The 12,735-nt window shown below is 46.5% G+C and carries 15 protein-coding genes; 9 read left to right on the forward strand and 6 right to left on the reverse strand.

Annotated elements, in window-relative coordinates; translation table 11 throughout:
• The first annotated feature begins 34 nt into the window (after nt 1–34).
• Nucleotides 35–679: a VTT domain-containing protein gene (locus tag ICN34_RS01280; RefSeq protein ID WP_216120398.1), complete on the forward strand. Its 645-nt coding sequence runs from the start codon at nt 35–37 to the stop codon at nt 677–679.
• Nucleotides 680–725: 46 nt separating this feature from the next.
• On the opposite strand, the gene ICN34_RS01285 is transcribed toward ICN34_RS01280, so the two are convergent.
• Nucleotides 726–1,568, reverse strand: a complete 843-nt coding sequence (locus tag ICN34_RS01285) for a SirB1 family protein (RefSeq protein WP_072582828.1) — start codon at nt 1,566–1,568, stop codon at nt 726–728.
• A 5-nt stretch (nt 1,569–1,573) separates the two neighbouring features.
• A complete protein-coding gene (gene murJ / locus ICN34_RS01290) occupies nt 1,574–3,127 on the reverse strand; it encodes a murein biosynthesis integral membrane protein MurJ (RefSeq protein WP_072582829.1) in 1,554 nt (517 codons plus the stop codon).
• Between the two features lie 151 nt (nt 3,128–3,278).
• Here murJ and rpsT point away from each other — a divergent pair, with 151 nt between their 5' ends.
• A complete protein-coding gene (gene rpsT, locus ICN34_RS01295; protein WP_071466054.1) occupies nt 3,279–3,545 on the forward strand; it encodes a 30S ribosomal protein S20 in 267 nt (88 codons plus the stop codon).
• Nucleotides 3,546–3,618: 73 nt separating this feature from the next.
• On the opposite strand, the gene ICN34_RS01300 is transcribed toward rpsT, so the two are convergent.
• Complete coding sequence (locus ICN34_RS01300) at nt 3,619–3,933, reverse strand: DUF3579 domain-containing protein (RefSeq protein WP_083564229.1); 315 nt, start codon at nt 3,931–3,933, stop codon at nt 3,619–3,621.
• Between the two features lie 152 nt (nt 3,934–4,085).
• On the opposite strand from ICN34_RS01300, the gene argF reads away from it, so the two are divergent.
• The 3 genes from argF to ICN34_RS01315 all read left to right on the forward strand — a co-directional run bounded on the left by argF (nt 4,086) and on the right by ICN34_RS01315 (nt 6,704).
• Nucleotides 4,086–5,033, forward strand: a complete 948-nt coding sequence (gene argF / locus ICN34_RS01305; protein ID WP_192846854.1) for an ornithine carbamoyltransferase — start codon at nt 4,086–4,088, stop codon at nt 5,031–5,033.
• Between the two features lie 79 nt (nt 5,034–5,112).
• Nucleotides 5,113–6,345, forward strand: a complete 1,233-nt coding sequence (locus tag ICN34_RS01310) for an argininosuccinate synthase (RefSeq protein ID WP_072582832.1) — start codon at nt 5,113–5,115, stop codon at nt 6,343–6,345.
• A 53-nt stretch (nt 6,346–6,398) separates the two neighbouring features.
• Complete coding sequence (locus ICN34_RS01315) at nt 6,399–6,704, forward strand: pyrimidine/purine nucleoside phosphorylase (RefSeq protein ID WP_215391545.1); 306 nt, start codon at nt 6,399–6,401, stop codon at nt 6,702–6,704.
• A gap of 83 nt (nt 6,705–6,787) precedes the next feature.
• Here the strand turns inward: ICN34_RS01315 and ICN34_RS01320 are convergent, their stop codons facing one another.
• Together ICN34_RS01320 and ICN34_RS01325 are read right to left on the reverse strand one after the other, a co-directional pair.
• Nucleotides 6,788–7,246 (reverse strand): DUF192 domain-containing protein, encoded by a 459-nt coding sequence (locus tag ICN34_RS01320; protein ID WP_370623949.1) that lies wholly within the window; start codon nt 7,244–7,246, stop codon nt 6,788–6,790.
• A 90-nt stretch (nt 7,247–7,336) separates the two neighbouring features.
• Nucleotides 7,337–7,540 carry a cold-shock protein gene (locus tag ICN34_RS01325; protein ID WP_011903586.1) on the reverse strand — a complete coding sequence of 68 codons (204 nt, stop codon included), beginning with the start codon at nt 7,538–7,540 and terminating at the stop codon, nt 7,337–7,339.
• Nucleotides 7,541–7,816: 276 nt separating this feature from the next.
• Between ICN34_RS01325 and clpS the strand changes: the two genes are divergently transcribed.
• The 4 genes from clpS to ICN34_RS01345 all read left to right on the forward strand — a co-directional run bounded on the left by clpS (nt 7,817) and on the right by ICN34_RS01345 (nt 12,268).
• Nucleotides 7,817–8,173: an ATP-dependent Clp protease adapter ClpS gene (gene clpS / locus ICN34_RS01330; protein ID WP_072582834.1), complete on the forward strand. Its 357-nt coding sequence runs from the start codon at nt 7,817–7,819 to the stop codon at nt 8,171–8,173.
• Nucleotides 8,170–10,476: an ATP-dependent Clp protease ATP-binding subunit ClpA gene (clpA, locus tag ICN34_RS01335; RefSeq protein ID WP_216120400.1), complete on the forward strand. Its 2,307-nt coding sequence runs from the start codon at nt 8,170–8,172 to the stop codon at nt 10,474–10,476. The genes clpS and clpA overlap by 4 nt, the downstream gene beginning before the upstream one ends.
• 42 nt (nt 10,477–10,518) lie before the next feature.
• Complete coding sequence (locus ICN34_RS01340) at nt 10,519–10,752, forward strand: hypothetical protein (protein ID WP_072582836.1); 234 nt, start codon at nt 10,519–10,521, stop codon at nt 10,750–10,752.
• Nucleotides 10,753–10,888: 136 nt separating this feature from the next.
• The gene (locus tag ICN34_RS01345; RefSeq protein ID WP_255538547.1) at nt 10,889–12,268 is read left to right on the forward strand and encodes an APC family permease; all 1,380 of its coding nucleotides are present in this window, start codon (nt 10,889–10,891) and stop codon (nt 12,266–12,268) included.
• Nucleotides 12,269–12,278: 10 nt separating this feature from the next.
• Here ICN34_RS01345 and dut read toward each other — a convergent pair whose 3' ends face one another.
• Entirely contained in the window at nt 12,279–12,728 is a 450-nt protein-coding gene (gene dut / locus ICN34_RS01350) for a dUTP diphosphatase (RefSeq protein WP_072582838.1), read from the reverse strand.
• Between the last annotated feature and the right edge of the window lie 7 nt (nt 12,729–12,735).

The following is a 12,735-nucleotide window of genomic DNA, read 5'->3' on the forward strand; positions in this document are numbered from 1 at the left end:
ATCCGCAACAACCCATAAGTTAAAGAGCGAGTTGATGGATACCCTTTTGCAAATCAGTGATTTATTGCTGCATATTGATAAACATTTAGATGTGGTGATTCAGCAATACGGTCCTTGGGCCTATGGCCTCCTTTTTGCTATTGTTTTTGCAGAAACAGGCCTAGTGGTCGCACCTTTCTTACCAGGTGATTCGCTTCTGTTCATTGCAGGCGCCTATTGCGCTACCGAGCATTTCAATATCTGGACCTTGTGTATTGGTTTATTGATTGCTGCGGTCGCAGGCAATACCGTGAACTACTTCATTGGCCGCTGGATTGGTAAGCGAGTATTCAGCAGTCAATCGCGCTGGATTGATCAAGGCGCTTTATTAAAAACCCACGCTTTTTATGAAAAGCATGGTGGCAAAACAATCATCCTTGCCCGCTTCTTGCCAATTATTCGTACCTTTGCACCCTTTATTGCGGGTGTATCCGAGATGAACTTCTCACGCTTTCAGTTATTTAATATCGCTGGTGCGGCGTTGTGGGTCTTTGGTTTGGTCATAGCAGGATATTTCTTTGGCAATATCCCTGTCATTCGCCAGAATCTCAATGTGATCGTCCTGGTAGGCGTGGGTGCAGCTGCTGTGCCGGTTTTATTTGCAGCAGCCTACAAAATTTTTCAGCGCAAGAAAAACTAACAGAAGTTTAAAAAACCAAAGTGCTTACACTAACGCCCACTCGGCTTTAGTGCAGCTTGGTTTGACTTTCAAGTGTGGCAATGTGCTCGCGGATGTCGCCAGCATCCTCAGCTTCTGGAACTTCGCTGAGATAGCGATGCATATCCGCCAATGCGGGACGTAAGTACTCAAGTTGCGCAAAAATCAAACCCCTGTCCCGAATCTCTTCAATAGAGTCTGGTAACAGGATCACCAAACGCTCTTGAATGCCTAGTAAACGCTCCCAGCGCTCATGTTCTGAGTAAATCATTTTGAGGTTTCTCAGAAAGCGCGACAGAATCTCTCTTGAGCTAGAAGCACGTAGGAAGATATTGAGCGGCAGACTCAACTCACCCCGATAGCCTTTGGCGTCCAGGTAGGGATCAAGCATTTCTTGTAACTGAGTCTTTGATAACGATTCACCGGTCAAGGGATCCATGATGACTTCACCCTGTTGCAAAGAGATTCGCATCATGAAGTGATTCGGAAATGAAACACCCCGAATTTTCAAGCCAATTTGATTGCCTAATTCCATCATCAAAATAGCTAATGAGATGGGGATCCCTCTGCGATTTTCAAGGATGTAATGCAAGTACGAATTTTCAGGAGCATAGAAATCATTTGGGTTCGGACCAAAACCCAGCTCGGTATAAAAGAAATGCTTCAAAATTTGTAAGCGCTGAACGGGTGAGGTATCAGGCGTGATGCGAGTTTTGAGTTTGTTACCCATCTCATCAATTTGATCGAGAGCCCCTTGAACATCTAAATCAGGATAAGCGTGCTGTGCGACAGCGATTGCTGCCTCCGTTAAAGGAAGATGTTCGTCTTCAGCAACTAGGGAGGTGAAATAGTCGAGTTGTTGTGTTGGCATACTGGCTATTTTGCATGACGCAAGAATTTTTGCCAGCGAATTCCAACTAAACCTAGTGATGCGAAGTAAACAATGGCCGCAAGACCTAGCCATGCTCCCACCAAGCCAATACGTAGCCATGGCTCAGCTTGGAGGGCAATCCAATTGTGTGTGCCAGCAGCATAAAAAAGCACTGCTGCGAAGGGGATGAGGGCTAACAATAGCTGACCGAGGTACTTCAGCCAGCCTGAATTAGGTAGAGCTCCGCGTCGATGCAGGCCAACCCATAGCAGGGCGGCGTTTAGACAGGCGCCAGTACCAACTGAAAGGGCAAGGCCAGCATGCCCAAGCCAGGGAACAAATACTAGGTTGGCTAACTGGGTGGCTACTAAAACGAGTAATCCAATCTTGACGGGGGTGCGGATGTCTTGACGTGAATAAAATCCGGGTGCCAAAATTTTTACCAGAATTAAACCAATGAGGCCAACACCATAAGCCGCTAATGCACGTTGCGTCATCACGACATCAAGCGCACTGAATTTACCGTAGTGATACAAGACTGCTGCTAAAGGCTCGCCAAAAATAAAGAGTGCAATTGCGCAAGGCGCGGCCAGTAAGAATGTGAGTTGCAATCCCCAGATGAGTAATTCGCCGGCATGTACCAAATCGTTTTTGGCGTTGGCCTTGCTGAGGCTTGGTAAAAGAACGGTTCCCAAGGCAACACCCAGTAGTGCAGTTGGAAATTCCATTAAGCGATCTGCGTAGGATAGCCACGACACACTTCCCGCCTGCAGACGTGAAGCAATGTTGGTATTAATGATGAGGGAGATTTGTGCGACAGAAACAGCAAATACTGCCGGCCCCATTAATTTCATGACGCGCCGAGCTTCCGGATTGGTGACGGCTGATTTGATGGCGCCAGGCAATAAACCAATGCGAGGCAATAGGCCGAGGCGAGCAAGCGTTGGAACTTGAAGGGCAAGTTGCAGTATTCCACCAAGTAAAACACCAATACTTAAGGCATAAATTGGTTGCTCTAAGTGGGGTGCCAAAAAGATGGCGCTACCAATTAAGGCAAGATTGAGCAAGACAGGCGTAAATGCCGGGATTGCAAAGCGGTGATAGGTGTTCAAGATCCCCGCTGAGAGGGAGACCATAGAAATTAGCCCGATATAGGGGAACATGATTCGGGTCATAACGACGCTGGCGTCATAGGCTGGACCACCTTTAAACCCTGTGGCAATGACCAGAATGAGCACTGGGGCGCCAATGACTCCCAGTAGTACCGTAAGCAGCAAGGCCCAAAATAAGAGCGTGGCGACTGCATTTATGAGGATTTTGGCCTTAGTTTGATCTTCGTTTGTGGCAATTTCGCCCAAAATCGGCACAAAAGCTTGAGAAAAGGCCCCTTCGGCAAATAGCCGACGTAGCAAATTGGGTAGTCTAAAAGCCACATTAAAGGCATCTGTCCACTCGGAAGCCCCGAAACTACGGGCAATGAGGGTCTCCCGGAGCAGGCCCGTAATACGGGACAGCATAGTTAGGGAGCTGACCTTGGCAGCGGCAGAAAGCAGATTCATGAGGCGATTTTCACCTATTTATCGGTCGGCTGGGCTTTTTTGCCCCTTTAAGGTAAAATCTTGGGTTTTGGCGAGCTTGCTTATGATTCTGGCAAGTCCGCAAGATTTTTAACTAATCGCATTTTGCAATTTATAGAGGCAAGGTTTAAAGATGGCCAATACAGCACAAGCGCGCAAGCGTGCACGCCAAGCAGTAAAACAAAACGAACATAACTCCAGTTTGCGTTCAAAGCTCCGCACTTCCATTAAGGCAGTTCGTAAAGCGATTGAAACTGGTGACAAAGCTTCTGCAGCGAAAGTTTTCGCGGCAACTCAAGCAACAATCGACAAGATTGCTGACAAAAAGATTGCTCACAAAAACACTGCAGCTCGTCAGAAGTCACGTTTGTCTGCAGCTATCAAGGCGATGGCAGCGTAATACAGTTTTAGTTTTAGGCTGGTCGAAGTAGTTTCGACCTAAGCCCGCTCCTCATCAGAGCGGGTTTTTGTTTTTAAGGCTGGGCTGGGGTTGTTGGGTTGAACTCACACGCCTCTTCGATTGGTAGGCTATTGTCTTTGGCAAAGTTCATGACAAAGTCTAGCGCTCGGGGATCTAGATCCCTCAGTCGAGTATCAATAACAACGCATTTCACTTTTGCAATAAGCACTGGTCTGACATAGGGCGAATAAGTGAAGCGAGGGTCCCCGGAATCACCGGGAGGGCGAAAAGTAGCCATCACCCCGCACAGACGCTCCGCCCAATCGCTGGGTCGAAATGGTTTGCCAGAAGTGGTAATGCCTTGAATGAAAAGCTTTTTGTGGTTCAAGTTCGCGTAATGATGGTTGTAAGAAATAGTATTACTAAGTCCTCTAGCTTAACAGCCCAAGTTGGCCGTAAGATGGCTTTAGGGTCTATTTTCGTGCAGCCGAATGTTTGAAGAAAAAAATGCAAGCCAAAACTTTAGTAGAAAGCTCAACTATGACATCGCTGGCAAAGCCTCAAGTGCCCGGTAAGGTAAAGCACTACCTGCAGTTTTCCGACCTGACTCGTCAAGAGTACGACTATTTACTCAAGCGTTCGGCGTGGCTTAAGGCCAAATTCAAGAGCTATGAAACTTGGCATCCACTGCATGACCGCACTTTGGCCATGATTTTTGAGAAGCACTCCACCCGTACTCGTCTGTCCTTCGAGGCGGGCATCCATCAGCTTGGTGGTCATGCGGTATACCTGAACACCAGAGATACCCAATTGGGTCGTGGCGAGCCTGTAGAGGATGCTGCTCAGGTGATTTCAAGGATGACTGACATCATCATGATTCGCACCTTTGGCCAAGACATTATTGAGCGTTTTGCATCGAATTCACGGGTGCCGGTAATCAATGGCCTAACAAACGAATTTCACCCTTGCCAAGTATTGGCCGATATCTTCACGTTTGTAGAGGCCCGTGGCCCGATTCAAGGAAAGACGGTAGCTTGGGTAGGTGATGCCAATAATATGGCCTATACCTGGATACAAGCGGCTGAATGTTTAGATTTTCAGTTGCGCTTCTCTGCGCCAGAGGGCTATCAGTTGGATGCAACACGTTTGTCGCCGAAATCCGCCAAGCATTTAACCATTTGCGCCGATCCTAAAGAAGCCTGCAACGGGGCTGACCTAGTGAGCACCGACGTCTGGACCAGCATGGGTTATGAAGACGAAAATACTTTACGCATGAATGCTTTCCAGGACTGGATGGTGGATGAAGAGTTGATGGCATTAGCTAAGCCTAATGCGCTGTTTATGCACTGCTTGCCAGCGCACCGTGGTGAAGAGGTTTCAGCAGAAGTGATTGACGGACCACAAAGTATTGTTTGGGAAGAGGCGGAAAATCGTTTGCATGTCCAAAAGGCCCTAATGGAATATTTACTCTGTGGTCGTTTGGATTAAGTAATAAAACTTCAGCAATAAAATAATTAACAAATAACAAGCAATTCGTTTTCATTAATTTTGATTGAATAAGAAAAACATGTCCGATATTAAAAAAGCAGTCTTAGCGTATTCTGGCGGTCTAGATACCAGCGTGATCTTGAAGTGGCTTCAAGATACTTATGGCTGCGAGATCGTGACCTTTACCGCTGACTTAGGTCAGGGCGAAGAGCTGGAGCCAGCACGCGCTAAGGCTTTGCAATTTGGCATCAAGCCTGAAAACATTTTTATTGATGACTTGCGCGAAGAGTTTGTTCGTGACTTTGTGTTCCCAATGTTCCGTGCGAATACGATTTACGAGGGTGAATATTTGTTGGGCACCTCTATTGCGCGCCCATTAATCGCTAAGCGCCAAATTGAAATTGCTCGCTTGACTGGCGCTGACTCTGTATCGCACGGCGCGACCGGCAAGGGAAATGACCAGGTTCGCTTTGAATTAGGTTACTACGCCCTTGAACCAGGAATCAAGGTAATCGCTCCTTGGCGTGAATGGGATCTTCTCTCACGTGAGAAGTTGATGGCTTACGCAGAAAAGCATGGCATTCCGGTTGAGATGAAGCATAAGCAAGGCGGTTCACCGTACTCAATGGATGCGAACCTCTTGCACATTAGCTATGAAGGCCGTCACCTCGAGAATCCAAACGCAGAGGCAGAAGAGTCTATGTGGCGTTGGACCGTTTCTCCTGAAAAGGCTCCAGATGCCCCAGAAATTATCGAGCTCGAATTTAAGGCTGGCGACCCGGTAGCAATTGATGGAAAAGCCTATAAGCCACATGAGTTGTTGGCTGAATTAAATCGTCTTGGTGGTAAACATGGCATTGGTCGTCTCGACCTAGTAGAAAACCGCTTTGTTGGCATGAAGAGCCGTGGCTGTTACGAAACGCCTGGCGGCACCATTCTTCTAAAGGCTCATCGTGGTATCGAAAGCATCACCTTGGACCGTGAAGTAGCCCACTTAAAGGATGATTTGATGCCTCGCTATGCCAGTTTGATCTACAACGGTTTGTGGTGGGCGCCAGAGCGTCTCGCACTCCAAACCTTGATTGACCATACACAACTGGCTGTGAATGGCGTTGTGCGCCTCAAGCTCTACAAAGGTTCCGTCTCCGTGATTTCACGTGATTCAGCAAATACTTTGTTTGATCAAAATATTGCAACCTTTGATGATGACGGTGGCGCATATAACCAAGCAGATGCTGGCGGCTTTATTAAGCTCAATGCATTACGTATGCGTATTGCTGAAACAGCTAGACGTAAGCGCGCCAAGAAATAAAAAACAATAAAACAAGCAAACTATTAGAACCTAACAGAATAGAAAGAACCAAGATGCAATTTGACCAAGTTTCCGTAGGCAAGAAGGCCAATGTATTTTTTGATGGCAAGTGTGTTTCTCATACTGTGACATTGCCTAATGGCGTTCGTAAGTCAGTTGGTGTGGTATTGCCAAGCACCTTGCGTTTTGACTTAAGTACTAAGGAGATTATGGAAGTAGTTGATGGCAATGCTTTTGTCAGCATCAATGGGGCCCCTGAGCAAGAGTTCAAGGCTGGTCAAAGCTGGGAAGTGGAAAAGGGCGGTTACTTCATTATTCGTGCTGAGCAACCAGTGCACTACGTTTGCCATTTTGAATAAATCAAAGGTGCCCACAAACAAATCGCAGACCTCGGTCTGCGTTTTTTATTGGCCTAACATCAATGGATTTGAGTGATGTTGAATTAATTTCTCGGCAAACCCGTAACAACCGTCCCTGGGACGATCACACGCTCAGAGAACCACTGCTTGTTCATTTCCAGTGCATAGCGCACAGCTGCTTTAGGGCAGTGATTGTTGGTAGTTTCAGCCTGCATCTCTTCAATGTTCACAATCTTGCCATCATCTGCAATGAACGCAATCGAGAGCGGGATCTTGGTGTTGTTCATCCAGAAGCAGTGACCAGCTTTTTGTTCGAATATAAATAACATTCCAGAATTGGTTGGCATGCTGGCTCGGTTCATGAGACCAACTTCTCTAGCCTTCGGTGTATCGGCAAGCTCAGCCTGAATACGGTAGATGCCCGTCTTTAATTCAATGTTGGGTAGACCGACGTTAACCTGGGCGAGCGTTAGGGTGGAGTAAAGAAAGAGCGCAGTAGAAAATACTTGGCGCAATAATTGTGAAGTGCTGGAGATTGATATAGACATGCTGTGTATTTTAAGTCATACAAATTGCAGGCGAAAAAAAACCCAGGAACGAATCCTGGGTTTTTAATAATGATCTAAGGACTATTAAGCCGCTTGGATATTGGTAGCTTGCTTGCCTTTAGGACCTTGGGTAATGTCAAACGTTACCTTTTGGTTTTCCTTGAGGGTTTTGAACCCAGGCATAGTAATTGCGCTGAAATGCGCGAACAACTCTTCTTCACCATCATCAGGTTTGATAAAGCCAAAACCTTTTGCATCATTGAACCACTTAACAATTCCGGTCGCCATGCGAACTCCATTACATAAACTTAAAACAACCGTGATGAGGGTAAATACTTTTTAATCAGTCTCAATCCACAACACGCCTAAATAGAACCTCTCTTGAAGCCTACCCCCCGATTGTTTGCCCTTTTTCGAGGGGTGTCAAGGAGTTATATGTCCCTACCCCCTAGTAATTACCCCTTTTTTTATCGAAAAATGCCCCAATATGGGTTTAAGAGGGGTTTTTGCGTGTTTTTCGCAACATGGCCTCTGTAAATTAAAGTTTGGATATCTGTGTTTAGAATGTTTCTCATGAGTCGCGCTCCCAAAAATCCCACCACTGGCAACCCCAGCAATCCGTACGTTGAAGATACCCTTCTGCTCGAAAAGCAAATCGAGCAAGTTAAGGCGCCTTCGATGTATAAAGTTTTATTAATGAATGACGATTACACGCCAATGGAATTTGTGGTGATGGTGATTCAGGAGTATTTTAATAAGGATCATGAAACAGCTACACGCATCATGTTGCAAGTACATTTAGTTGGCAAGGGCGTTTGCGGAGTATTTACCCGCGATGTTGCCGCTACGAAAGTGCATCAAGTTATCGAACTCTCCCGTGAAGCGGGTCACCCACTACAGTGCACTATGGAGGAAGCATGATTGCCCAAGAATTAGAAGCGAGTTTGCACATGGCGTTTGTTGACGCAAGGGCATCGCGACATGAGTTCATCACAGTCGAGCATTTGCTCGCGGCTTTGCTGGATAACGCTACTGCGGTCGAAGTCTTAAAGGCTTGCGCAGTCAATATCGCAGAGCTACGCGCTCAACTCAAAAACTTTATTAACGACAACACACCTGTGGTGCCAGGCAATGATGAGGTTGATACACAACCCACGCTAGGATTTCAGCGTGTGATTCAGCGCGCCATCATGCATGTGCAGTCAACATCGAATGGTAAGAAAGAAGTGACTGGTGCAAATGTGCTGGTCGCCATCTTCGGCGAAAAAGATTCGCATGCGGTTTATTTCTTGCAACAGCAGGGCGTTACCCGCTTAGATGTTGTGAACTTCATCAGTCATGGTGTGCGTAAAGATCAATCAGAGCATGTCAAGTCCGTTGAGCCTTCGCAGGAGGCTGAGGAATCTGCATCTTCTGGTAAAGAAAGCCCTCTTGAGCAATATACCCAGAACCTCAATGTAATGGCCCGTCAAGGCAAGATTGACCCATTAATTGGGCGCGAGAGCGAGGTAGAGCGCGTGATTCAAGTGCTCTGCCGTCGTCGCAAAAACAATCCGTTATTGGTGGGCGAGGCTGGCGTAGGTAAGACAGCAATTGCTGAGGGCTTAGCCTGGAGAATTGTGAAGGGCGATGTGCCGGATATTTTGGCTAACGCGACTGTTTACTCTTTAGACATGGGTGCTCTTTTAGCGGGCACTAAATACCGTGGTGATTTTGAGCAACGCTTGAAGAGTGTTCTCAAGTCACTCAAAGATCACACTCATGGTGTTTTATTTATTGATGAGATTCATACGCTGATTGGAGCGGGTGCAGCTTCTGGCGGCACATTGGATGCGAGCAATTTATTGAAGCCCGCTTTGTCTAATGGCCAGTTGAAATGTATTGGCGCAACCACCTTTACGGAATACCGTGGCATCTTTGAAAAGGATGCAGCTTTATCACGTCGTTTCCAGAAGGTGGATGTTGTAGAGCCAACCGTAGATCAAACAGTGCAAATCTTACGCGGCTTAAAGTCGCGCTTTGAGGAGCATCACAGCGTGAAGTATGCGGCTGGTGCATTAGTTGCTGCCGCAGAACTTTCTGCTCGCTATATCAATGATCGTCATTTGCCAGATAAGGCGATTGACGTCATCGATGAAGCCGGTGCCGCTCAACGTATTTTGCCGAAGTCTAAGCAGAAGAAAACTATTGGTCGCCCAGAGATTGAAGAAATTGTGGCAAAGATTGCCCGCATACCGCCACAATCAGTCACAGTCGATGACCGTAGTAAGTTGCAAACTCTGGATCGTGACATTAAGAGTGTGGTCTTCGGTCAAGATCCTGCGATCGAGGCCTTGGCTAGTGCTATCAAAATGACTCGTGCTGGTCTAGGCAAGATCGATCGTCCAATTGGTTCATTCTTGTTCTCCGGACCAACTGGTGTTGGTAAGACTGAAGTTGCTAAACAGCTTGCCTATATTCTAGGTATTGAGTTGCTCCGTTTTGATATGTCCGAGTACATGGAGCGTCATGCAGTGAGTCGCTTGATTGGTGCGCCTCCAGGTTATGTAGGATTTGATCAAGGCGGCTTACTCACTGAAGCTGTTAATAAGAAGCCACATTGCGTGCTCTTGCTTGATGAAATTGAAAAAGCTCACCCAGATATTTTCAATATTCTCTTGCAGGTGATGGATCATGGCACTTTGACGGATAACAATGGTCGCAAGACCGATTTCCGTAACGTGATCATCATCATGACCACCAATGCCGGCGCTGAGGCAATGCAGAAATCAACCATTGGCTTTACCAATGCGCGTGAGTCTGGTGATGAGATGGCTGATATCAAGAAGTTCTTTACGCCAGAGTTCCGCAATCGCTTGGATGCCATTGTTTCCTTTAAAGCTCTTGATGAGTCGATCATCATGCGCGTGGTTGATAAGTTCTTGATGCAGTTAGAGGAGCAACTCCATGAGAAGAAAGTGGATGCAACATTTAGCCCTGCCTTGCGAGCCCATTTGGCCAAGCATGGCTTCGATCCTTTAATGGGCGCTCGTCCGATGCAACGCATTATTCAAGACACTGTGCGTAAAGCACTTGCTGATGAGCTGCTGTTTGGTAAGTTAGCTCAAGGCGGTCATGTGGATGTTGATATTGATGCTGATGGCAAAGTCCTATTGAACTTTGATGCTCCAGTATTGCCAGGAAAACGTTCTAAAGCTGATGTAGCACCTGCTGAAGAAATTTAATTCGCTAATTTTTTAAATAAAAACAACCCAAAAAAGGAAGATATGTCTCATCACGATAAATTACTAGAAGCTTTTGAAAACTACAAAGCTGAGAATGAAAAGTTTCAAGGCAAAGGTATTAAAGCTTCTGCAGCACGCGCTCGTAAGGCTTTGCAGGAGATTGCTGGTTCTTGCAAAGAGCGCCGTAAAGAAATTACTGCTGAAAAAGAATCTCGTGAAGGCGCTGGTGCAGGCATGTCACAAGATGCGGCACGTAAGGCCCATATTCGTAAGTAAGCAATTTGTAATCTAAGGAGAGCCACCTTCGGGTGGTTTTTTATTACTCGTTTGCAAACAATTTGCTGAAGTTCGTCGCCTAGGTTATTTAATAATAGAATCTCTTCTTTAGGCAATTTAAGCAATATTTTTATATATGAGCTCATCCGATGGTTTGGCAAAAAATTCACTAGGCGTATTTGAGTCAATCATTATGGGTATTGCGGGGACCGCGCCCGCCTTTAGTGTTGCCGTAACTAGCGCGGCTATTGTTGCCTCGGTCGGTGTTTTATCTGTAGGAAGCATTTTGTATTGCGGCCTCATTATGTTTGGGATCACCTTAGCTTTCATTCATTTGAGCAAGATTCAGCCTAACGCTGGTGCCGCCTATGCTTGGGTGGGTCATGTTTTTGGACCTGCTTGGGGATTCTTTGCTGGCTGGGGTTTATTGATTGCCTCTATTTTTTTCATGGTTTCGGCAACCATTCCTGCGGCTAGTTCTACCTTGCTGCTCATCGCTCCTGATCAAGCTGAAAACACCCAACTCATTTCAGCAATAGCTGCCGTCTGGTTAACGGTGGTTTCATTAATTGTTGGGCGGGGCATAAAGCATTCCAGTTTTATGCAAATCGCGCTCACTCTTTTTGAGTCTGTCATTTTATTCGTGCTGATTGCTGGTGGACTGATGAGTTACTGGTCAAAGCCGGCACACCCACCTTCCTTTGTATGGATTTCTCCGCTCTCTTTTTCTCCGCAACTATTCGCTACGGGTGCGCTTACGGCCATCTTTTTCTTCTGGGGCTGGGATGTCACCATGAACTTAAGTGAGGAGAGTAAGGGTGGGCAAAAAAACGCAGGTGGGGCTGCAGGTAAGGGGGCATTTTGGTCGGTACTGAATATGATGCTTTTCTTTGTGCTGATGATGGTTGTGGTTTTAATGGTCTTAACTGATCGTGAAATTGCCGACTCTGGTACCAATGTCCTTTTTGCGATTGCCAATAAATTATTCCCGGCACCCTGGAGTTATCTTGCAGTCTTTTGCACAATATTTAGTACGGTTGGAACGATAGAGACTCAGATTTTGCAGTTCAGTCGCAGTATGTTTGCAATGGCGCGAGATGGTATGTTGCATCCCGTCTACGCAAAAGTGCATGACCAATACAAAACGCCTTGGGTCGCTACTTTTGTTATTTGGTTTTTAGGGGTGATATTACTTTTTTCCTCATCCTTTATGCCTTCAGTGAAAGCAATCTTGACCAGCTCCATTTTGGCAATTGGATTTCAGATTTGTTTTTATATGAGTTTGACTGGCTTTGCTTGTGCATGGCATTACAGGAAAAAACTCAATGCCGGCTTCGGGTCAGCGATGGCATATGTTATATGGCCTGGGTTCTCAGGCGCATTCATGGTATTCGTTGCTATTTACAGCATCCCGACTTTTGATGCATTTACCATCATGATGGGAGTTGGAGGTTTGCTTTTAGGTTTTCTGCCCCTAGCATTTAGTCGCAAAAGAGCACTCGCTACCACTCGTTAGAGTGTTTTAATTAGGCACGTCCTGTGCTGCCAAAGCCACCGGCGCCACGACTACTCTCGGTGAACTCGTCAACTACCTTGAGCTCTACTTGTTGTACCGGCATGACAACCAATTGAGCTAAACGCTCCATCGGCTCGAGCTTAAATGAAGTGGAGCCGCGATTCCAAGTGCTCACCATGAGCTGGCCTTGATAGTCTGAGTCAATTAAGCCAACTAAGTTACCAAGAACGATGCCATGCTTATGGCCTAAGCCAGAGCGCGGCAGAATAAAGGCCGCATAGCGTGGATCTTCAACATAGATTGCTAATCCGGTAGGCACGAGCACCGTTTGACCAGGGGCAATCTCGATTGCTTCATCAATACAGGCGCGCAGATCTAATCCAGCGCTGCCAGGGGTGCCATAGCTTGGCAACTGATCGCGCATACGTTCGTCGAGAATTTTGACTTGGAGAGATTGCATGATGTTC

Source organism: Polynucleobacter sp. Tro8-14-1 (assembly GCF_018881655.1).
Classification (GTDB): Bacteria; Pseudomonadota; Gammaproteobacteria; order Burkholderiales; family Burkholderiaceae; genus Polynucleobacter.